This window comes from Neisseria sp. RH3002v2f, assembly GCF_014596375.1.
Taxonomy (GTDB): domain Bacteria; phylum Pseudomonadota; class Gammaproteobacteria; order Burkholderiales; family Neisseriaceae; genus Neisseria; species Neisseria cinerea.
The window spans coordinates 80,893-100,195 of record NZ_MAYZ01000012.1; the positions used below are offsets into that span (position 1 = coordinate 80,893).

Below are 19,303 nucleotides of genomic sequence, written 5' to 3' on the forward strand. Positions count from 1 at the left end.
CCCGACCGTTTGAACGGAAAAAGTTTATTTCAGGCCTGCCTGTTCGAGGAGGCGGGTGGCATTTTCTTTGTCGGTAATGGTGGTTGCAGATACTTCAGGTGCTTCCAATTTGGAATAAGGTTCCATATTGAACGGTGAAGACACGCCGGCGTGCAGCGGATACTCGGCACGGTTGGCGGCTAAGACCTGTTGACCTTGTTTGCCTGCGAGGAAGGCGACGAATTTTTGTGCTTCGGCTTTGTTTTGGGAAGATTTCAGCACAGCCGCGCCGGAATAGGTAACGAGTGCGCCCGGGTCTCTGTGGCGGACGAAGTTCAGGCGGGAATGGATGTTGTGTACGCCTTTTTCTTTGGCAAACGCATACCAGTAGTAGTTGTTAATGAGGGCGGCCGGTACTTCGCCGTTTTCAACGGCTTGGAGCGCCACAGTGTTTTTAGAATACAGTTTGCCGTTTTCTTTTAAGCCTTTGAGCCATTTCAGGGCGGCTGCTTCGCCTTTCAGTTTGACGATGGCGACAACCTGTTCCAAGAATGCGCCTGAAGTCGGTACATAACCGATACGGTCTTTCCATTTCGGTGTGGCGTAATTCAGGACGGATTTTTCCAAATCTTTTTCAGACAGTTTGCGGCTGTCGTATACGACGACGCGCGAACGTCCGCTCAATGCGACCCAGTCTTTTTTTGCCGCAACCGGCACACCTTTGCGGCGCGTATCGTTAATTGTTTTTGCGGGGAGGGTTTCTAAAAGGTTGGCTGCGGAAAGTGTAGCCAGCGGTGGGATTTGTTCAGAATAGAATACGTCTGCAGGGCTTCTGCTGCCTTCTTCTTTGATTTGTCCGGCAAGCTGGTCGCTTTTGCCGCTGTTGATTTTCACTTTGATGCCGGTAGATTTGGTAAATGCATCGGCAAGTGCCTGTGTGGCTTCTTTGTGTTGTCCGTTGTAGAGGACGATGTCTGCAAATGCGGGGGAGGATGCGATGAGCGCGGTTGTCAGCAACGCAAGGCGGGTGTGTAATTTCATGGTTCTCTCCTAAAATATTTGAACACATATCGGTGTTTCAGATATGACCTTATTAGTTTATTAATTTATCAATTCAAATGCAAATAATTATTTTTAATTCATGTGTTGTCTGGCTTAGCTAATGTTTATGTCTGTTCCGGAATGTGTTATTCAAACAGAATATTAGCAGCTTATAAGCAACGGAAATACCGGAAAACAGGAATCTTGTATTGTCCTATGCGTCGTGCGGCCGGAAGAACAGGCAGCCGATGGAAAGGGAAACGGCTGCAATCCACAGGAAATGTTTGCAGAATGTTTTAAAGGGGGATATGGTTTTTAAGATGTCGTCTGAACAGGGTTGCCGGAATAGTATTGCCATCCCAGCAGATACAGTTTGTCGGGGTCTTGCCAATATTGTTCATCCAGACTGTTCAGCAGTGAGGCGGTTTTGTTATCGAGATGTTTTGTTATATCCCACATTTCTTTCAGGTTTTTACCTTCCGATTGGAGGTGGCGGATTTCTTTTCCCAATGCGGCTGCTGCCCGATGGATCAGCATTGCGCTGTGTATCGCGCCGATTTTTTTCAGAACGGAACAAGTCTTTTCGGCGGCGGGAAAACCCCAGTTGCAGACAAATTGCAGTATGCCTCCGTTGCCGATATCGGCTTCTGCCCGCCAAATCAAAACCAGCTCCTGTTCCCGCCCGTCCATGCTTTCGAGTTTGCCGTCATGCTGTTCAAAAAGTTTGTCCACCGCCTGCCACATCATCTGCTCGAAGCGGTCGGCTTGGGTATCCGTATCGGTCATAGTGTTCTTGCCTTTTAAAAATGCCGTCTGAACATTTCTTCAGACGGCATCGGGGAGTTAAGCCAACACTTCACGCCAGCGTTTGACTTGGAAACGGACTTGTTCGGGCGCGGTGCCGCCCAAGTGGTTGCGCACGTTTAAGCTGCCTTCGGGTGTCAGAACGCCGTACACGTCTTCTGAAATCAGCTTGCTGAAACCTTGTAAGACTTCAAGCGGCAGTTCGCTCAAATCAACGCCAGCTTCATCGGCGTGGCGTACGGCTTGGGCGACGACTTCGTGACTGTCGCGGAACGGTATGCCTTTTTTTACCAAGTAATCTGCCAAATCGGTGGCGGTGGCGAAGCCCTGCATCACGGCGGCGCGCATATTGTCGGGTTTGACGGTCACGCCGCGCATCATGTCGGCGTAAATCCGCAGCGTGTCGATGAGCGTGTCGGCTGTATCAAACAGAGGTTCTTTGTCTTCCTGATTGTCTTTGTTGTACGCCAAGGGCTGCGATTTCATCAGGGTAATTAAGCCGATAAGGTGTCCGATGACTCTGCCGGATTTGCCGCGCACGAGTTCGGGTACGTCGGGATTTTTCTTCTGCGGCATGATGGACGAACCCGTACAGAAGCGGTCGGCGATGTCGATAAAGCCGAAACGCGGACTCATCCACAAAATCAATTCTTCAGACAGGCGGCTCAAGTGAACCATAATCAGCGAGGCGGCGGTGGTGAACTCAATGGCAAAATCGCGGTCAGATACGGCATCGAGCGAGTTTTGGCAAATTTGCTCGAAACCCAGCAATTCGGAGGTGATTTCGCGCTGAATCGGATAAGTCGTACCGGCAAGGGCGGCAGCGCCGAGCGGCATACGGTTGACGCGTTTGCGACAGTCAGTCATACGTTCGAAATCGCGGCCGAGCATTTCGACGTAGGCGAGCATATGGTGCCCGAAGCTGACAGGCTGGGCGACTTGCAGATGGGTAAAGCCGGGCATGACGGTTTCGGCGTTTTGTTCCGCCAAATCCAGTAATGCCGTCTGAAGGTTTTGAATCAGGTTTTGGATAACGGTAATTTGATCGCGCAGCCACAGGCGGATGTCGGTAGCGACTTGGTCGTTGCGACTGCGGCCGGTGTGCAGACGCTTGCCCGCATCGCCGATTTTGTCGGTCAGGCGGCGTTCGATGTTCATGTGGACATCTTCCAAATCGAGCGACCATTCGATTTTGCCGCTACGGATTTCTTCGAGGATTTCCGCCATGCCCCGACGGATGTCGGTCAAATCGTTTTCACTCAGCACGCCCGACCGGGTCAGCATCTGCGCGTGGGCGAGCGAGCCTTGGATATCCCATTCGGCAAGGCGTTGGTCGAAACCGATGGAGCCGGTATATTTTTTGACGAGTTCGGAAACGGGTTCGTTGAAACGTCCCGACCAGGTTTTGTTGTGCATAAGGATTCCTTGATGTGGTTATTCGGTGCGGTATTTTTCCAGAAGCCGGCGGAAGGATTCGCCGGTTTCGGGGTGTTTCAGACCGTAGGCGACGGTGGCTTCCAGATAGCCCAGTTTGCTGCCGCAGTCGTAGCGCGTGCCTTCAAAGGGATGCGCCAAGACAAATTCGTGTTCCAAGAGTTTGGCGATGCCGTCTGTAAGCTGGATTTCGTTGCCTGCACCGCGCGGCAGGCCGGTTAAAAGGTCGAAAATGCGCGGCGTGAGGATATAGCGGCCGACGACGGCAAGGTTGGAGGGAGCGTCTTCGGGCTTGGGTTTTTCGACGATGTTGGTAATGCGTTGGAACGGTTTGAGCTGTTCGGTTTCCACGATGCCGTATGAGCCGGTTTGGGACGGTTCGACGGTTTCTACGCCCAAAATGCTGTTGCCGCTGCGTTCGTACACCTCAATCATTTGTTTGAGCACGCCTTTGGGAGCATCAATCAGGTCGTCGGCAAGGATGACGGCAAAGGGTTCGTCTCCGATGGCGGCGCGGGCGCACAATACGGCGTGTCCGAGTCCCAGTGCTTCGGCTTGGCGGATGTACAGGCAGGTAATATGAGGCGGCAGGATGTTGCGGACGTGTTCCAGAAGTTTGTCTTTATGACGCATTTCCAACTCGGTTTCAAGTTCGTATGCCTTGTCGAAATGGTCTTCGATGCTGCGTTTGTTGCGCCCGGTTACAAACACCATTTCCGTACAGCCGGCTTCCACGGCTTCTTCTACGGCGTATTGGATCAGCGGTTTGTCGACGATGGGCAGCATTTCTTTCGGGCTGGCCTTCGTGGCAGGCAGGAAGCGGGTTCCCATCCCTGCGACGGGGAAGACGGCTTTCCGTATGGGTTTCATTCTTTTTCCTTTGTATTGTTTTGATGTTTAAAGGGCGAGTTTGCGTAAGAGTTCGGCAAGTGCCTGTGCGCGGTGGCTTTCTCGGTTTTTGACCTCCGAATCCAATTCGGCGGCGGTTTTGCCGTGTCCGGGCAGATAAAAATACGGGTCGTAACCGAAACCGTTTTGCCCTTGCGGGGCATCGTGCCACTGTCCGTGCCATACGCCTTCGGCAATAATCGGACGCGGGTCGTTTTCATGACGGATAAAAACCAATACGCAGACATAAGAACAGCTTTTGTCGGCTTTGCAGGCAAGTTCGCCGGCAAGTTTCAGGTTGTTGGCGGAATCGGATTTGGGGTTGTCGCCCGCGTAGCGTGCGGAATGTATGCCCGGTGCGCCGTTTAGGGCGGCTGCACAGATGCCGCTGTCGTCGGCGAGTGCGGGCAGCCCGCTGTATTTGGCGGCATGGCGTGCTTTTGCCAGTGCATTTTCGACAAAGGTGGAATAGGGTTCCGGACATTCGGGTACGCCGAATTCGGATTGCGGCAATACGGTAATGCCGTATGGTTCGAATAGGTTGCCGAATTCTTTGAGTTTACCTGCATTGCCGCTTGCTAAAACGATTTTTTCCGGTTTTTCAGCCATGGCGGTTCCTTTGTGGTGAGAATGGGGCGGCATGTAGGGATTTGTGCCGCAGGTAGAGGGCGAGGCTGCCGATTTGTCCGAACAGCGCGCCGAATGCAAAAAGGAAGGAGGCGACGGCGAAGGCTTTGCTGCCGACGGTCAGCAGATAGCCGCCCAACAGGACGAGCAGCATGAATGCCAGTGTGAACAAGGCGATGAACAATAAATAAATTCTTTGGCGGCTCATGGTGTTTGCCCGTGAAAAGGGATGTTCGGATTATAGCCGATTAGGACGGCATTCCCTAGAGGCTGGAAAAATGCCGTCTGAAGGGGCCTTCAGACGGCATGGGAAGGCGGATGTTATGCCTGTTTGTTCCAGCGTTCGATGGATTCTTTGATGACTTTTTTCGCTTCTTCCACATCGCCCCAGGATTCGACTTTGGTCGTACCCGCTTTTTTCAGGTCTTTGTAGTGGTTGAAGTGGAACTCGATTTGTTTGATCAGTTGCTGCGGCAAATCTGCCAAAGTTTTGTAGGCGTTGCCGTTGTTGCGGTCGTCGGCAGGAACGCAGACGATTTTGTCGTCTACTTCGCCGTCGTCAACGAATTTCATCACGCCGATAACGCGCGCTTCCAAGAATACGCCGGTTGCCAGAGGTTGTTCGGTAACGAGCAGCACGTCCAATTCGTCGCCGTCTTCGTCTAATGTTTGGGGAATGAAGCCGTAGTTGGTCGGTTTGGCGAAGATGGTGGGTTCGACACGGTCGAGTTGGAATGCGGCCAGTTTGCGGTTCCATTCGATTTTGTGGTTGCTGCCGGCGGGGATTTCGTTGACAACGTTGATGATGCCGCCGTCCACGTCGCCGGGGGTCAGGATTTGGTTGAAGTCTGCCATTTGGTTTCCTTTGTTTCTGAGGATTTGAACGGCAGGAGTATAGCAAACAAAAAGTTTGATGGAAACGCCGCCATGCCGTCTGAAAAGGGTTCCGGATATTTTCAGACGGCATTTTTCAAAGCCTACCCAAGCGTCTGCCTAATTCCAAAATCGCGCGCCTGTTGGACGGGGAAAATACTTTTTCCGCCGCTTCTTCCATATCGAACCAACCGTAGGAGACGTGTTCTTCGGGTTGCAGGGCGATGGGCGTATCACGCTGAATTTCGGCAGAGAAGAGGTGTTCGCGGTTTTCAAACACGCCTTTTGGATAGCGGTGCCGCCAGTGGTGGTAGATTTCGTAAACCGTGCTGTCGTGCCAGTCTTGAAGCTGTCCTTCCGCCAGCAGTATGCCGGTTTCTTCCCAAACTTCGCGCCTTGCCGTTTGGGCAACGGTTTCCCCTGGTTCGAGGCTGCCGGTTACAGACTGCCAAAATCCTTTCGGATGCGTGCGTTCGATGAGGAGGATACTGCCGTCCCCGTCATGGAGTACGACCAGTGCGGAGACGGGATATTTGAGCGGTTTTGCCATCAATGTCCTTTGGCGGTTTGATTGGGGATTCGGGCTTGTTGTTTCCGTTGAAGATTGGGTTATACCGTTGCCGAAACCGGTTGGTACCTTTATCGGTGCAGGTTTCCCAATATATTTACACAGTTGTATTTTCCGTATCTTTAGTGTTTCGGACGAATCGTCAAATGCCCGACGTTGGGACGGGTTATGAGAAATATCCGTCTGTTCCGTTTTGATAAGAATGAGGAAGCGATTATAGCAGCCTGCGACACCTGCCATAAATGCCGTCTGAACATTTGTTCCGATTCCGATAAATATCCCTCTGTGTCAAAAAGATAGGGAACGGTATTATCTTAAGGCTTGCCAAAGGGCCCGGCTAAAATTATAATTCGAAACTTATCGAGTCGGAGTGTGGCGCAGTCTGGTAGCGCACTTGCATGGGGTGCAAGGGGTCGAAGGTTCGAATCCTTTCACTCCGACCAAAAATTCTGAAAGCCGCTTTCAAAAGCGGCTTTTTTGCCGTCTGTATGATGTAGAGTACGCGGCGACAGACATTCAAATGCCGTCTGAAATGGGAACATTCTAAAAACGGCCACATAGGAGGGACGGCAATGGGGAAGGGTAAATAATTATGTGGAAAATTTATAAAGAAAATAGCACTGACTTAAATTTTGCCCTAGGCAGTATATATTGCCAAGCAATCAATCTTACCGAATTTAAAATGTGGGTCGAAAAAATCATAAGGGAAATGGACTTAGATGAAATTCCAAATTATTTTTTTGATCTAATAGATCTTCAATCACTATTCCATCTAATTGATATTATAGGATTTGTTCCCGAAAATAACTTATCAAAAAATCAGGATAATGCATTAACAGGCATTGCCTTCTTAAGGGGGATAGATGTCTATGACCCTCCCGTTTCAAAAGAAAAAGCATTAAAAGCCTTAAAAAAACATCCTGAAATTTATCAGAAGTTTCAGCATTTCTTTCCGTTTGTAGAACTGCCCCCACTTTAAACAGTCAAAATGCCGTCTGAAAGACCGTTCGCTGTTCAGACGGCATTTTTGATACAAAGCGGATAACTAAAGGAGCGTTTGACGGCAAAGGAAAATCTAAAATACCAAATTACACTTGGCATCATCAAGATACAGGAAGGATGCAGCTTGTGCCTGAAGAAAAACATTCGCCGACCGGGCATATCGGCGGTAGTGCAATGGATAAAGGAAAATGATTATGTTGGGGCTTACGCGGAACAATTGTGATGATTTGGGATTTGCTATATTGTGTTATGAGCGCAATGCAGCCGACAAAAAAGAATTCTTGGATTGGTTATATGGAATTGTCAGGACTGTCCCTGTCGAAAGCTTCCCAAGGTATCTGATTGATTTAATAGATTATTTGGAGTCAGATGATTGTTCCATAAGTATATATAATATTATTGGCTTTGTTCCAACTACCGATATGACCAAAAAGGAAAAAGATGCCGTATATGGTATTACCTATATACGGAATCAAGAGTTTTACGATATTCCGATTACTAAGAAGAAGGCTTTGGAAGCTTTGGAAAAACATCCTGAGATTTATCATAAATTTAAACGGTTCTTTCCTTTTGTAGAGCTTCCGCTTCTTTAAAGGACAATATGCCGTCTGAAAAGTTTTCAGACGGCATTTTTTATTTCTTCCAGTAAGCAGGGGTGAGGAGGATGAGGACGGTAAAGATTTCCAGCCTGCCCAAAAGCATGACGGCTGCACAAAGCCATTTTTGCGTGCCGCTCAATACGGCATAACTGCTTGCCGGCCCGATTTCGCCCAATCCCGGGCCGGCATTGGTGATACAGGCGATAACGGCGGTAAAGGCGGAGATGAATTCCATGCCGCTTGCCATCAGCAGGAAGCTGAATAGGATGGTGGTCATGAAGTAGATGAAGATGAAGGACATGACGGTCAGGGCAAGGCGGTCGGGTATGCTTTTGCCGGTTACTTTGACGGTGCGGACGGCTTTGGGATGCAGCTGTATCATCATTTCGCGCAGGCTGAATTTGAACAGGACGAGGGCGCGTATGTTTTTTATGCCCCCACCCATCGAACCCGAACTTGCCAGTATGTTCGACAGGAAGAACATCCATAGTGAAACCATCAGCGGCCATTGGGAGAAGTCGGTATTGGAAAATCCGCTCGCCAGGCCGATGGAAACGAAGTTGAAGGACGTATAACGCAGGGCCTGCATGAAGTCGGGATAATAGTTTTTCTGCCACAGGTAAAGGGCGGAGATGAGGATGCTGCCGAAGAGGACAAGCAGCATGGTGCGGCATTCTTCGTCTTTCCAGTAGGTCTTGAGGGAACGGTTGTTGAGTGCGGCAAAGTGGCTGGCGAAGTTAATCCCCCCCCATACGGTAAAGAACATGACGACTGATTCGATGACGGGGGAGTCGTAATAGGCGATGCTGTCGTTGTGTGTCGAGAAACCGCCGAGCGAGACGGCTGACAGGGCGTGGCAGAGCGCGTCAAACCAGCCCATCCCGGCCAGATGGAGGGAGGCAATGGCGGCAAGCGTGGTCAGTATGTAGGCAAACCAGAGTTTTTTGGCAACTTGGGAGATGCGCGGCGCCATTTTATTTTCTTTGTCCAAACCGGGGATTTCGGCTTTGAAAAGCTGCGTGCCGCCGACGCCGAGCATGGGCAGGATGGCGACTGCGAGGACGATGATGCCCATGCCGCCGAGCCAGTTGAGGAGGTGCCGCCAAAAGTTGACGGAAGGTGCGAGCGTGTCGAGGTGTGTGATGGTGGTCGCGCCGGTGGTGGTCAGTCCGGACATGGCCTCAAAGAAGGCGTCGGTAAAGCTTATCTGGGGCAGGTAGAGGTAAATCGGTATGGCGGCAACAAAGGCAAAGGCAAGCCACAGCATCAGGACGAGGGTAAAGCCGTCCCTCGGACGCAATTCCCGCCTGAATCGCAAAGTGGATATCCAAACGGTGTAGGAACCGGACATGGTAATCAGGGCGGTGGTGAGGAAGGCGGAAAATGCGCCGTCTGAAAAGGCATAGGACAGTGCTGCCGGAATCAGCAGGATGACGGAAAACAGAAGTCCCAGCCTGGAGAGGACGTGTGCGGTTGGAAGGATTTTGTACATGGCGCGGCGGTTTTTATTTCATGATGCTTTTCCAGTCTATGCCGTTGGCGGCTTGGACTTGGGTAATTTCTTCCGTATCGAGGTTGACGGCGGTCAGCTGTCCTCCCCAGAGTGCGCCGGTGTCCAGCGAGATGACGCTGTCGGCATTCGTGTAGCCCAAGGAAGACCAGTGTCCGAAGATGATGGTATGGTCGAGGTTCTGCCGGTTCGGGGCTTTGAACCACGGGCGCAGGTAAAGCGGCATTTTTTTCACTGTGGATTTGTAGTCGAAATCCAGTTCGTTTTTGAAGGTCAGGGCGCGCATCCGCGTGAATACGTTGACGATAAAGCGCAGGCGTGCGTAACCGTTTAAGTCCTCGTCCCATGCGGTCGGTTTGTTGCCGTACATTTTGGAGAGGAATTTAACGTATTTTTTGCCGCGCAGTTCGTCTTCGGCTTCTCCGGCGAGCGATTCGGCCTGGTCTATACGCCACTGAGGCAGGATGCCGGCGTGTACCATGACGCGGCCGCCGTCACGTATCAACAGCGGTTGCGCACGCAGCCAGTCGAGCATTTTTTTTCCGTCGGGGTGTTTGAGTATGGGTTCTATCGTGTCGCTGCGTTTGGTACCGGCTTCTCCGCAGCCGACGGCAAGCAGGTGCAGGTCATGGTTGCCGAGGACGATTTGCACGCTGTTTTCGTGTTCCATGCAAAATTGCAGCGCTTCGAGGGATTTCGGGCCGCGGTTGACGATATCACCCGTCAGCCAGAGGGTGTCTGTACCGTGGTTGAAGCCGATTTTGCCGAGCAGTGCGGTCAGTTCGTCGAAGCAGCCTTGTATGTCGCCGATTGCGTAATGTGCCATTGCGGGTATCGTGAAGTGGAAAAGTGTTTCGGTTCGGACGGCATGGCCTTGAAATATCATGCCGTCTGAACGTGAAGGGCGGTTATGCGTTTAGGACGAGTACTGCTTCGGCCTCGACCTGCACGCCTTTGGGCAGGGAGGCGACACCGACGGCGGCGCGGGCTGGGAAGGGTTCTTGGATGAACTCTGCCATGACTTCGTTGAAAACGGCGAAGTTGGCAAGGTCGGTCAGGTAGGCGTTGAGTTTGACGATGTCGGCCAGCGTGCCGCCTGCGGCCTCAGCAACGGCTTGCAGGTTTTTAAAGACCTGGCGCGCTTCGGTACGGAAGTCTCCGTTGCCGACAACGGTCATGGTGGAGGGATCGAGAGGGATTTGACCGCTCATGTAAACGGTGTCGCCTGCTCGGACGGCTTGGCTGTATGCGCCGATGGCGGCAGGGGCTTTGTCGGTGTGGATGATGGTTTTGGCCATGATTTTCTCCTGAAACGGATGTGTGTGAAAGGGGAACGCGGTGTTGCGGATTATCGTACAAAACCGTCTGCTTGTGTAGTTTCAGACGGCATGGATGTTGAAAACAAAACCGCCGAAGGCTCGGCGGTTTGCGGAATAACACGTATATTAGAATTTGACGCGTACGCCGGCGGACACTTCGTGAGAGTGTACTTTCACGTCGTCAAATTTGCCCCAGTAGTTGTAGCGGTAGCCTGCATCCAGGGCGATATTTTGATTGATGTCGTAACCGATGCCTGTCATCACGCCCAAGCCGGTTTTGGTTTTGCGGGTTTCATAATGTTCGATGGAGCCTGAACTGCCGTATTCCTTTGTGTCAAATGATACGTGGTTGAGGCCTACGCGTGCGCCGACATAAGGTTTAACCGGGGAGTTTAAGTCGAAATCATAAATGGCGGAAACGCCAACGCTTTGGAATTTGGCTTTCGCGTCATAAGTGGTGGAGTCGCTGATTCTGCCGCTTTCTTTGTGGGATTTGTAGTGGGTGTAGTCGGCTGCCACACGGAAATCGCCGAAATCATATCCGGCAGACAGGCGCGGGCTGAAGCCTTTTGCCGTCTCGCTTTCGTCGTAAATCTTGCCTTTTACCGAAGTATGGCCGACATCGCCTTGGATATAAAATCCACGGTGTTCGTCTGCCAATGCGACAGCGGGAAGGGAAAGGGCAACTAAGGTAGCCAGAATTTTTTTCATAATGTTGTTCCTCGTAGGTAAAAATTACTGATGGCCATCAGGCTCTTTGCAACTGTTGGCTGTTTGGATTGTATTGTGTTCTGTCTGTTACAACAATCACATTTTTCATTGAAATGTGTGAATACAGATGGTTTGAAAAATTAGAATTTTACACGCACACCGGCGGATACTTCGTGAGTGTGTACTTTTATGCCGTCAAAATTGCCCCAGTGGTTGTAGCGGTAGCCTGCATCCAAGGCAACATTTTGGGTGATGTCGTAGCCAACGCCGGTCATTACGCCCAAGCCGGTTTTGGTTTTACGGAACGTTTCTGTCGCATGGTAGCCCTCACGCCGGTCATCGTCGTCATAAGAAAAGCGGTTGAGGCCTACGCGTGCGCCGACATAAGGTTTGACCGGGGAATTTAAGTCGAAATCATAAATGGCGGAAACGCCGACGCTTTGGAGTTTGATTTTTGAGTCAAGTGTGTAAGACGGACCCTGTTCATGGTCTTTCCGAGTTTTATAGTGGGTGTAATCGGCAGCGACACGGAAATCGCCGAAATCATATCCGGCAGACAGGCGCGGGCTGAAGCCTTTGCTACTGACCTTGCCACCTTCATCGCTGGTTTTAAGGGTTGAGTGGCCGAGATCGCCTTGAACGTAGAAACCACGGTTGTCATCTGCCAATACGACAGCGGGAAGGGAAAGGGCAACTAAGGTAGCCAGAACTTTTTTCATGATGTCATCCTCAATAATTGGATAGAAAATTATTAGTAGTCAAACGGCTTGCAACCGCCGACGGGCCGATTGTATTGTGTTATGACGGTTTAAACAATGTTTGGATGGTTTGGCATGACTGAGGAACCTCAATACGGCAATAAAAGGCGCAGAACGTCTTGGAGGCCGTCTGAAAACCATCTGCCGCAGCAATACAAAGATTTATAAAAAGCATTGCAACAAATCGTTTAAAAACAACCGTCCCTGCTCGGTCGGGCGGAATACGGTCGGGTCGGTTTCCAGCAAGCCTTTTTGTCTTGCCGTTTCGATTTGCGCCATGATTTTGGCGGCGGGTACGCCTGTGCGTTCCTGCAACATCGCGGCGGGTACGCCGTCGGTCAGGCGCAGGGCGTTCATCATGAATTCGAACGGCAAATCTTCGGCGGCGACGGTTTTGCGTTCGACGGCTTCACTCGGTTGGCTTTGCATTAAGGCGAGGTAGTCGTTGGGATGGCGGCGGCGGACGGTGCGTTCGATGCGGTCGGGATAGGAGATTTTGCCGTGCGCGCCCGCGCCTATGCCTAAATAATCTCCGAACTGCCAGTAGTTCAAATTGTGGCGGCACTGCATGGCGGGTTTCGCAAAAGCCGATGTTTCGTAGTGGATAAAACCCGCGCCTTCCAGCGCGCCGTGTACCGCGTCTTCGATGTCGAGCGCCGCTTCGTCTTGCGGCAAACCTTTTGGCGGCGTATGACCGAACGGCGTGTTCGGCTCCATGGTCAGATGATACGCACTGATGTGGGTTGCGCCCGTGGAGATGGCAGTTTGCACGTCGTCCAATGCCGTCTGAACGGTTTGGTTCGGCAGGGTATACATCAAGTCGATATTGACTTTATCAAACAATTTCAGGGCAGTAGTTATGGCGGTTAAGGCTTCTTTGCCGTTGTGGACGCGCCCCAGCCGCGCAAGCATATCGTCGTTGAAACTCTGCACGCCAATAGAAAGCCGCGTAATACCTGCGTCTTTAAATCCTTGAAACTTCTCGATTTCAAACGTACCCGGATTGGCTTCCAACGTAATTTCCGCTTCCGGCTGCAAGCGCAACAGCGAACGTACGCCGCTCAACAAACGGTCAATCGATTCCGCCTGAAATAGGCTGGGCGTACCGCCGCCGAAAAATATCGTTTCTACCGGCCTGCCCCAAATATTGGGCAATTCAAGCTGCAAATCGGTCAGCAGCGCGTCGATATAGGCGGCTTCGGGCAATCCGTTTTTCAGGCTGTGGGAATTGAAGTCGCAATACGGGCATTTTTTGATGCACCACGGGATGTGGATATAGAGCGACAGGGGCGGCAGGGCGGTGAGTTGGGTGCGGTTTGGAAAGGAAATGGTGTGCATGGTGTGGTTCGGAAAAGTGGGCAATGCCGTCTGAAGGCGGTTCAGACGGCATAAGTTCAGCCGAGCAGGGTAAGCAGTTCGGCTTCGCTGAGGACGGAAACCCCCAAGGCATTGGCTTTTTCCAGCTTGCTGCCGGCGGCTTCTCCGGCGACGACGTAGTCGGTTTTTTTGGACACGCTGCCGGAAACTTTGCCGCCTGCGGCTTCGATTAAGGCTTGGGCTTGGTCGCGTTTGAGTGTGGGCAGGGTGCCGGTTAATACAAAGGTTTTGCCTGCTACGGCTTTATTGATGCCGTCTGAACCTTGCGCCGCCTCGTCTTCAGACGGCATTTGCGCGAAGAAGGTTTTCAGGTTTTCGAGCAGGGCGGCGTTTTGTGCTTCGCTGCGCCATGCTTGCCAGTCGGCAGGAAGGGCTTTGTCGGTTTGCAGCCCTTCTATACTTTGGCCGGCGAGTTCCCATAAGGCTTGGGCTTTGTTTTCGCTGATTTTGAAACCGGGCAGGCGGGCAATCCAACGTTGCGGCTCGGCGTGGCGGGCGGGCGGGATGGTAACGGCTTGGGTTTGCGGGGCAACGCCTGCGGCGAGCAGTTCGTCTATCATCGCCTGCTGTTCGGCTTGGGCAAAGAAGTGGGCGATGGAACGCGCCACTACTGTGCCGATGTCGGGCAGGCAGGCGAGGATGGGTTCGGGCGCGCGGCGGACGTATTCCAGCGAACCGAATGCCTGCGCCAGTGTTTTGGCGGTGCGTTCGCCGACGTGGCGGATGCCGAGCGCGAACAGGAAGCGGGCGAGTTCGGGCGTTTTGCTGGCTTCTATGCCTGCGAGGATGTTTTCCGCCCACTTGGTCGGCTGTTTTTTGCCGTTTGGGGTATTGGATTCAGACAGGTCGCCTGAAACCGTTTCTGTGTCGCCGTCTTCGTTTTCAGACGACCCTTTATCCGCCGTTTCCTTCATTTTTTGCAAGGTCGGGATGTCGAGGCGGTAGAGGTCGGCAAAATGGCGGACGAGGTCTTGGGCGACAAGTTGCTCGATTTGTTTTTGACCGAGTCCGTCGATGTCCATGGCTTTGCGCGAGGCGAAGTGGATTAAGCCTTGTGCGCGTTGTGCCTGACAAAGCATGCCGCCGCTGCATCGGGCGACGGCTTCGCCTTCTTCGCGTTCGATTTCGCTGCGGCAGATGGGGCAATGGGTCGGCAGGCGGTAGGGCTTGTGGAGCGGAACGGATTGGGTTTGGTTTGCAGCCGGTGCTTCGGCAAACAGGTCGTCTTGTTGGTATTTGATGCCGTCTGAAACGGCAACGGCGGTTTCCTGCATCGGGCGGCGTTCGAAAATCACGCGCACGACTTCGGGAATCACATCTCCGGCGCGGCGTACGACGACGGTATCGCCGACGCGCACGTCTTTGCGCGATACTTCGTCTTGGTTATGTAGGGTGGCGTTGGTTACGGTGACACCGCCGACGAATACGGGTTGCAGGCGGGCGACTGGCGTTACCGCGCCCGTCCTGCCGATTTGCACGTCAATCGCTTCGACGACGGTCAGGACTTCTTCGGCGGGGAATTTGTGGGCAATCGCCCAGCGCGGCGCGCGGGAGATGAAGCCGAGTTCGCGCTGTTGCACCAAGCTGTTGACTTTGACGACCATGCCGTCGATTTCGTAGGGCAGTTCGGGGCGTTTTTGCTGCATTTGTTCGTAAAACACCAATACTTCGTCGATATTTTTGAAACAGCCGAAATTGCCGTTAGGCAGACTGAAGCCGAGTTCTTGGAAATAGGCGAGTTCTTGGATGTGTTCTTCCGCGACGAAACCGCCTTGCTGGCGGGCGACGGAGTAGGGAAAAAAGTGCAGTTTGCGTTGCGCGGTGATGCGCGAATCGAGTTGGCGCAGGCTGCCGGCGGCGGCATTGCGCGGATTGGCAAAGGGTTTTTGCCCGTTTTCGGCTTGTCTTTTATTGAGGGCGGTGAAATCGGCTTTTTGCATCAGTACTTCGCCGCGCACTTCGATGAGTTCGGGCGTATTTTCGCCGTGCAGCCGCAAGGGGATGTTGGCGACGGTTTTGACGTTTTGGGTCACGTCTTCGCCCGTTGTGCCGTCACCGCGTGTTGCCGCCTGCACCAATACGCCGTCGCGGTAGAGCAGGCTAATGGCGAGACCGTCGAATTTGGGTTCGATAACGTATTCGGGTTTGCTGCCGTCCAAGCCGTCGCGCACGCGTTGGTCGAAGGCGTACATTTCGGCATGGTCGAACACGCCGTTTTCATCTTGCGGGGAAAAGGCGTTGGTCAGCGACAGCATCGGCACTTCGTGGCGCACTTCGGCAAATCCCGCCAAAGGCTCGCCGCCGACGCGCTGGGTCGGACTGTCGGGCAGTTTGAGCTCGGGATGGTTTAACTCCAACGCTTCGAGTTCGCGGAATAATTTGTCGTATTCGGCATCGGGTACGCTGGGCGCGTCGAGGGTGTAGTATTCGTAGGCGTAGCGGTTAAGGAGGTCGGTGAGGCGGCGGATGTGTTGTGCGGTCGGGTTCATGGATTCGTACAGGTTCAGACGGCATGGACAAATGCCGTCTGAACGGTAAAACGTGTTGGAAATGGTCGGATTTTACAGGAAAACAAAAGGCGGATACACCGTTGCCGATGCATCCGCCTTTGAGGTTTCGGATTTATGAGAACAGGCGCAATGCGGTTTTTCCTCCGGGCTGGATACCGACTTTGAGCATTTCCTCCTGACGTGCCAAAACGTAGGTGCGTACATCTTTAAGCCATTGGGTAGATACTTCTTCCATTTTATCGTTGACCAAATTGAGGTTCAGTTGGCCGGACAGTCGGACTGCCAAATCCATAAAGAGGTCGTCGAAAGTTTTTTCGCCTGCCGGGGAGTGCGGAATATCGAGCAGCATACTGAAGCCTTTATAGGATTGGTTGTCCAAAAGGGCGTTGGTAAACGGCTCGTTGTTGAGTGCGCAGATGGAGAACATGGTCGAACCCGCCTTGTCGGTATAGTGGAATACGCCGTCTTCTCCGAGTGTGAATCCTACGCCCGATACGGCGGAACGCAACTCTACGCCGCTGATGCTGGTAGGGGAAACCAAATGGATGGCGATGGTCTGGTCGACACGGGCGCAGAACGCATCCAGCGCGGAAGCCACTTCGGTAAAGGCGGCAAGGTCGGTATGCAGTGTTTGGCCGCCGATACTCTGCGCAAACACATCCACCTGACGGTTGAAGGCGGAGAGCTCTTCTTGCGAGGCGAGCCCGTTGCGGCTGACCGCTTGGATGCCGACGATGAAGGCTTGGTAGCGGATGCCGGGGATGGGTTCGGCGACTTGGAAATGGTCGTCCATGGTGCAACCGATGATTTGGTAGCGGTGGCGGTTGGAGAGGCGTGGCAGCGCGTGAAGTTCTTTGGCTTCTGTCAGCGCGATATAGGAAATGAAATCGAAGCGCACATCAAACCAGGGTAATTCGACTTTAGACAGTTCTTTGAGCGTAATCAGCGGTTTTTCAGGAGTTTGAGGAATGGGTGCGGGGTTTGCGGCCGCATGGACGGGTTGCGGGGCAGAAGGTTCGGCCGGGGATTTTGAAACGGGTTGGACGGGCGTGCCGATAATGCCGTTTTCCTCCAGGACGGTTTCGATTTCGGTTTTGAACGGGGATGCTTTTGCCTGTTTCTGTTTGGCGACGTAGACGGCATCCTGTTCTTGGAGGTTCCTCAGGGCGGGGTCTTGAGGTTTGGTCGGTTTTTTAACCTCGGTGTGCGGTTTCTGCATCATGCCTGAACTTCCGGACGGTTGACCGTCGCGGACGTGGCTGGTTTTGCTGTTGAGCAGGGCATCTTTGTCTGAGTGTCCGAACTGGTCGCGTACTTTTTTGCGGTATTGGTTTTCCTGATACATGTTGTAGGCGACAACGGCGAGGACGACGGCTAGAAACAGTACGATGTAAATCATGGCAATCACTTGTTAAATTTCGGGATGCAGGATGCGCAAAGTGCGGCGCTGCGGTTAAATTGGGCTTACGTTTTCGGCATTGTGCCTGAACGGTCTGTCATAATGTTTGAATTATAACGAAAATCGAAGTGTCTGGCAGCAGTGTGTCGAAATAAGGGGTGATTTTCTGCAACACTGTATGAAATATGCGGTTTTCAGACGGCATTTCTGTTTACGGGAAAGCCTTTTTGCCGGATTCTTTGCCAGTCGAAAAAATATCCGGGATCTGTTTTTCGGCCGGGTGCGATGTCCTGATGTCCGGTTACTGCGGCAATGGGGTAGCGGCGGCAGAGTGCTTCCAACAATGTTTCGAGCGAACGGTATTGTGCTTCGGCAAAAGGTTCGAAATCGCAGCCTTCCATTTCGATGCCGATAGAAAAAGCGTTGCATTTTTCCCTGCCGCCGAATGAAGATACGCCGGCATGGTATGCCATATTGTCGCAGGAAACGAACTGTACCGTTTCTCCGCCGCGTTTGATTAAGAAATGGCTAGATACGCGCAAAGTGTGTATCAATCCGAAAAACGGGTGGTCGTTCGGGTCTAGGCGGTTGGTAAAAAGTTTCTCAACCGCATCCGTACCATATTCGAACGGCGGCAGCGAGATATTGTGCAATACGACAAGGGAAACCTCTTCTTTGGATTCCCTCGGGCCGAAATTCGGCGACGGAATGTGGCGCACGCTTTGCAGCCAACCGTCCTGCCAGGGTGCCGTAGCGGGATTGTCCATGATGTCCTTCCTGTCTTATGGGGTAATTTGGGTTATACTGTCACCGAAATTTTAAGATGTATTCCGATATTGGGAATCCTACCATGTTGAGAAAATTGTTGAAATGGTCTGCCGTTTTTTTGACCGTGTCGGCAGCCGTTTTTACGGTATTGCTTTTTGTTCCTAAGGATAACGGCAAAGCGTACAGGATTAAAATCGCCAAAAACCAGGGTATTTCCTCGGTTGGCAGGAAGCTTGCCGAAGACCGCATCGTGTACAGCAGGCACGTATTGATGGCGGCAGCCTATGCCTTGGGCGTGCATAACAGGTTGCACACAGGTACGTACAGACTGCCTTCGGAAGTGTCGGCTTGGGATATTTTGCAGAAAATGCGCGGCGGCAGGCCGGATTTGGTTACCGTACAGATTATCGAAGGGTCACGCTTTGCCCATATGCGCAAAACAATCGACGGTACGCAGGACATCGAACACGATACCAAAGGGTGGAGTGATGAAAAATTGATGGCCGAAATCGCACCGGACGCGGTTAGCGGGAATCCGGAAGGTCAATTTTTCCCCGACAGCTACGAAGTTGACGCGGGTAGCAGCGACTTGCAGATTTACAAAGCCGCATACAAGGCAATGCAACGCCGCCTGAATGAGGCATGGGAAGGCAGGCAGGACGGGCTGCCCTATAAAGACCCCTACGAAATGCTGATTTTGGCAAGCCTGATTGAGAAGGAAACCGGGCACGAAGCCGACCGGGCCCATATTGCTTCCGTTTTCGTCAACCGGTTGAAAATCGGTATGCGTCTGCAAACGGATCCGTCTGTCATTTACGGCATGGGTGACGCATATAAAGGCAAAATCCGAAAGGCGGATCTGCGCCGCGATACGCCGTACAACACCTATACGCGCGGCGGACTGACACCGACCCCGATTGCGCTGCCCGGTAAGGCGGCGCTTGATGCGGCTGCTCACCCGTCCGGTGAAAAATACCTTTATTTTGTTTCTAAAATGGACGGTACGGGTTTGAGCCAGTTCAGTCATGACTTGACCGAACACAACGCCGCCGTCCGCAAATATATTTTGAAAAAATAAACCATGCCGTCTGAAAAGTTTGTGTTTTCAGACGGCATACCCTTGTCGGGAAAACCAA

At 52.4% G+C, this 19,303-nt stretch carries 20 protein-coding genes, 1 tRNA gene and 1 pseudogene; 5 read left to right on the forward strand and 17 right to left on the reverse strand.

Annotation, left to right across the window (positions count from 1 at the left end):
- Positions 1-24: 24 nt before the first annotated feature.
- The 8 genes from BBW69_RS01115 to nudB all read right to left on the reverse strand — a co-directional run bounded on the left by BBW69_RS01115 (position 25) and on the right by nudB (position 6,196).
- The gene (locus BBW69_RS01115) at positions 25-1,020 is read right to left on the reverse strand and encodes an iron ABC transporter substrate-binding protein (RefSeq protein WP_107996126.1); all 996 of its coding nucleotides are present in this window, start codon (positions 1,018-1,020) and stop codon (positions 25-27) included.
- Positions 1,021-1,335: 315 nt separating this feature from the next.
- Positions 1,336-1,806: a DUF4375 domain-containing protein gene (locus BBW69_RS01120; RefSeq protein ID WP_188210130.1), complete on the reverse strand. Its 471-nt coding sequence runs from the start codon at positions 1,804-1,806 to the stop codon at positions 1,336-1,338.
- A 57-nt stretch (positions 1,807-1,863) separates the two neighbouring features.
- A complete protein-coding gene (argH, locus tag BBW69_RS01125; protein WP_188210131.1) occupies positions 1,864-3,240 on the reverse strand; it encodes an argininosuccinate lyase in 1,377 nt (458 codons plus the stop codon).
- An 18-nt stretch (positions 3,241-3,258) separates the two neighbouring features.
- The gene (gene galU, locus BBW69_RS01130; protein WP_188210132.1) at positions 3,259-4,128 is read right to left on the reverse strand and encodes a UTP--glucose-1-phosphate uridylyltransferase GalU; all 870 of its coding nucleotides are present in this window, start codon (positions 4,126-4,128) and stop codon (positions 3,259-3,261) included.
- A 27-nt stretch (positions 4,129-4,155) separates the two neighbouring features.
- Positions 4,156-4,755, reverse strand: coding sequence for an RdgB/HAM1 family non-canonical purine NTP pyrophosphatase (gene rdgB / locus BBW69_RS01135; RefSeq protein WP_188210133.1), 600 nt, complete (start codon positions 4,753-4,755; stop codon positions 4,156-4,158).
- Positions 4,748-4,981 carry an NGO_0222 family membrane protein gene (locus BBW69_RS01140; RefSeq protein ID WP_107859305.1) on the reverse strand — a complete coding sequence of 78 codons (234 nt, stop codon included), beginning with the start codon at positions 4,979-4,981 and terminating at the stop codon, positions 4,748-4,750. The genes rdgB and BBW69_RS01140 overlap by 8 nt, the downstream gene beginning before the upstream one ends.
- Before the next feature lie 113 nt (positions 4,982-5,094).
- A complete protein-coding gene (locus BBW69_RS01145; RefSeq protein WP_188210134.1) occupies positions 5,095-5,628 on the reverse strand; it encodes an inorganic diphosphatase in 534 nt (177 codons plus the stop codon).
- Positions 5,629-5,743: 115 nt separating this feature from the next.
- Positions 5,744-6,196: a dihydroneopterin triphosphate diphosphatase gene (gene nudB, locus BBW69_RS01150; RefSeq protein WP_188210135.1), complete on the reverse strand. Its 453-nt coding sequence runs from the start codon at positions 6,194-6,196 to the stop codon at positions 5,744-5,746.
- Between the two features lie 384 nt (positions 6,197-6,580).
- On the opposite strand from nudB, the gene BBW69_RS01155 reads away from it, so the two are divergent.
- The 4 genes and pseudogenes from BBW69_RS01155 (at position 6,581) to BBW69_RS01170 (ending at position 7,809) form a co-directional block, all read left to right on the forward strand.
- Positions 6,581-6,657: transfer RNA gene (locus BBW69_RS01155), tRNA-Pro, on the forward strand.
- Positions 6,658-6,806: 149 nt separating this feature from the next.
- Complete coding sequence (locus tag BBW69_RS01160; RefSeq protein WP_188210136.1) at positions 6,807-7,193, forward strand: hypothetical protein; 387 nt, start codon at positions 6,807-6,809, stop codon at positions 7,191-7,193.
- A gap of 86 nt (positions 7,194-7,279) precedes the next feature.
- Positions 7,280-7,408: pseudogene (locus tag BBW69_RS01165) on the forward strand (HNH endonuclease); the annotation flags it as partial.
- 2 nt (positions 7,409-7,410) lie between these two features.
- Positions 7,411-7,809, forward strand: a complete 399-nt coding sequence (locus tag BBW69_RS01170; RefSeq protein ID WP_188210137.1) for a hypothetical protein — start codon at positions 7,411-7,413, stop codon at positions 7,807-7,809.
- A gap of 40 nt (positions 7,810-7,849) precedes the next feature.
- Here BBW69_RS01170 and BBW69_RS01175 read toward each other — a convergent pair whose 3' ends face one another.
- The 9 genes from BBW69_RS01175 to ampD form a co-directional block, all read right to left on the reverse strand.
- Complete coding sequence (locus tag BBW69_RS01175) at positions 7,850-9,307, reverse strand: TrkH family potassium uptake protein (protein ID WP_107959991.1); 1,458 nt, start codon at positions 9,305-9,307, stop codon at positions 7,850-7,852.
- 13 nt (positions 9,308-9,320) lie between these two features.
- On the reverse strand, positions 9,321-10,151 hold the full coding sequence (locus BBW69_RS01180; RefSeq protein ID WP_111726459.1) for a symmetrical bis(5'-nucleosyl)-tetraphosphatase: 831 nt from the start codon (positions 10,149-10,151) through the stop codon (positions 9,321-9,323).
- A gap of 82 nt (positions 10,152-10,233) precedes the next feature.
- Entirely contained in the window at positions 10,234-10,623 is a 390-nt protein-coding gene (locus tag BBW69_RS01185) for a RidA family protein (RefSeq protein ID WP_188210138.1), read from the reverse strand.
- Positions 10,624-10,770: 147 nt separating this feature from the next.
- Positions 10,771-11,355: an opacity family porin gene (locus BBW69_RS01190; RefSeq protein WP_003675639.1), complete on the reverse strand. Its 585-nt coding sequence runs from the start codon at positions 11,353-11,355 to the stop codon at positions 10,771-10,773.
- Between the two features lie 140 nt (positions 11,356-11,495).
- Positions 11,496-12,074, reverse strand: a complete 579-nt coding sequence (locus tag BBW69_RS01195; RefSeq protein ID WP_003675637.1) for an opacity family porin — start codon at positions 12,072-12,074, stop codon at positions 11,496-11,498.
- Between the two features lie 201 nt (positions 12,075-12,275).
- Entirely contained in the window at positions 12,276-13,451 is a 1,176-nt protein-coding gene (gene hemW, locus BBW69_RS01200; RefSeq protein WP_188210139.1) for a radical SAM family heme chaperone HemW, read from the reverse strand.
- A 56-nt stretch (positions 13,452-13,507) separates the two neighbouring features.
- Positions 13,508-15,979, reverse strand: a complete 2,472-nt coding sequence (gene ligA, locus BBW69_RS01205; RefSeq protein WP_188210140.1) for an NAD-dependent DNA ligase LigA — start codon at positions 15,977-15,979, stop codon at positions 13,508-13,510.
- Positions 15,980-16,112: 133 nt separating this feature from the next.
- Positions 16,113-17,399: a cell division protein ZipA C-terminal FtsZ-binding domain-containing protein gene (locus BBW69_RS01210; protein WP_188210141.1), complete on the reverse strand. Its 1,287-nt coding sequence runs from the start codon at positions 17,397-17,399 to the stop codon at positions 16,113-16,115.
- A 194-nt stretch (positions 17,400-17,593) separates the two neighbouring features.
- On the reverse strand, positions 17,594-18,166 hold the full coding sequence (gene ampD / locus BBW69_RS01215; protein ID WP_188210142.1) for a 1,6-anhydro-N-acetylmuramyl-L-alanine amidase AmpD: 573 nt from the start codon (positions 18,164-18,166) through the stop codon (positions 17,594-17,596).
- Positions 18,167-18,249: 83 nt separating this feature from the next.
- On the opposite strand from ampD, the gene mltG reads away from it, so the two are divergent.
- Complete coding sequence (mltG, locus tag BBW69_RS01220) at positions 18,250-19,245, forward strand: endolytic transglycosylase MltG (protein ID WP_188210143.1); 996 nt, start codon at positions 18,250-18,252, stop codon at positions 19,243-19,245.
- Positions 19,246-19,303: the final 58 nt, after the last annotated feature.

Bases quoted from the DNA above. Each gene is read 5' to 3' on its own strand.
- BBW69_RS01115 (WP_107996126.1), bottom strand. From the start codon at position 1,020: ATGAAATTACACACCCGCCTTGCGTTGCTGACAACCGCGCTCATCGCA.
- BBW69_RS01120 (WP_188210130.1), bottom strand. From the start codon at position 1,806: ATGACCGATACGGATACCCAAGCCGACCGCTTCGAGCAGATGATGTGG.
- argH (WP_188210131.1), bottom strand. From the start codon at position 3,240: ATGCACAACAAAACCTGGTCGGGACGTTTCAACGAACCCGTTTCCGAA.
- galU (WP_188210132.1), bottom strand. From the start codon at position 4,128: ATGAAACCCATACGGAAAGCCGTCTTCCCCGTCGCAGGGATGGGAACC.
- rdgB (WP_188210133.1), bottom strand. From the start codon at position 4,755: ATGGCTGAAAAACCGGAAAAAATCGTTTTAGCAAGCGGCAATGCAGGT.
- BBW69_RS01140 (WP_107859305.1), bottom strand. From the start codon at position 4,981: ATGAGCCGCCAAAGAATTTATTTATTGTTCATCGCCTTGTTCACACTG.
- BBW69_RS01145 (WP_188210134.1), bottom strand. From the start codon at position 5,628: ATGGCAGACTTCAACCAAATCCTGACCCCCGGCGACGTGGACGGCGGC.
- nudB (WP_188210135.1), bottom strand. From the start codon at position 6,196: ATGGCAAAACCGCTCAAATATCCCGTCTCCGCACTGGTCGTACTCCAT.
- BBW69_RS01160 (WP_188210136.1), top strand. From the start codon at position 6,807: ATGTGGAAAATTTATAAAGAAAATAGCACTGACTTAAATTTTGCCCTA.
- BBW69_RS01170 (WP_188210137.1), top strand. From the start codon at position 7,411: ATGTTGGGGCTTACGCGGAACAATTGTGATGATTTGGGATTTGCTATA.
- BBW69_RS01175 (WP_107959991.1), bottom strand. From the start codon at position 9,307: ATGTACAAAATCCTTCCAACCGCACACGTCCTCTCCAGGCTGGGACTT.
- BBW69_RS01180 (WP_111726459.1), bottom strand. From the start codon at position 10,151: ATGGCACATTACGCAATCGGCGACATACAAGGCTGCTTCGACGAACTG.
- BBW69_RS01185 (WP_188210138.1), bottom strand. From the start codon at position 10,623: ATGGCCAAAACCATCATCCACACCGACAAAGCCCCTGCCGCCATCGGC.
- BBW69_RS01190 (WP_003675639.1), bottom strand. From the start codon at position 11,355: ATGAAAAAAATTCTGGCTACCTTAGTTGCCCTTTCCCTTCCCGCTGTC.
- BBW69_RS01195 (WP_003675637.1), bottom strand. From the start codon at position 12,074: ATGAAAAAAGTTCTGGCTACCTTAGTTGCCCTTTCCCTTCCCGCTGTC.
- hemW (WP_188210139.1), bottom strand. From the start codon at position 13,451: ATGCACACCATTTCCTTTCCAAACCGCACCCAACTCACCGCCCTGCCG.
- ligA (WP_188210140.1), bottom strand. From the start codon at position 15,979: ATGAACCCGACCGCACAACACATCCGCCGCCTCACCGACCTCCTTAAC.
- BBW69_RS01210 (WP_188210141.1), bottom strand. From the start codon at position 17,399: ATGATTTACATCGTACTGTTTCTAGCCGTCGTCCTCGCCGTTGTCGCC.
- ampD (WP_188210142.1), bottom strand. From the start codon at position 18,166: ATGGACAATCCCGCTACGGCACCCTGGCAGGACGGTTGGCTGCAAAGC.
- mltG (WP_188210143.1), top strand. From the start codon at position 18,250: ATGTTGAGAAAATTGTTGAAATGGTCTGCCGTTTTTTTGACCGTGTCG.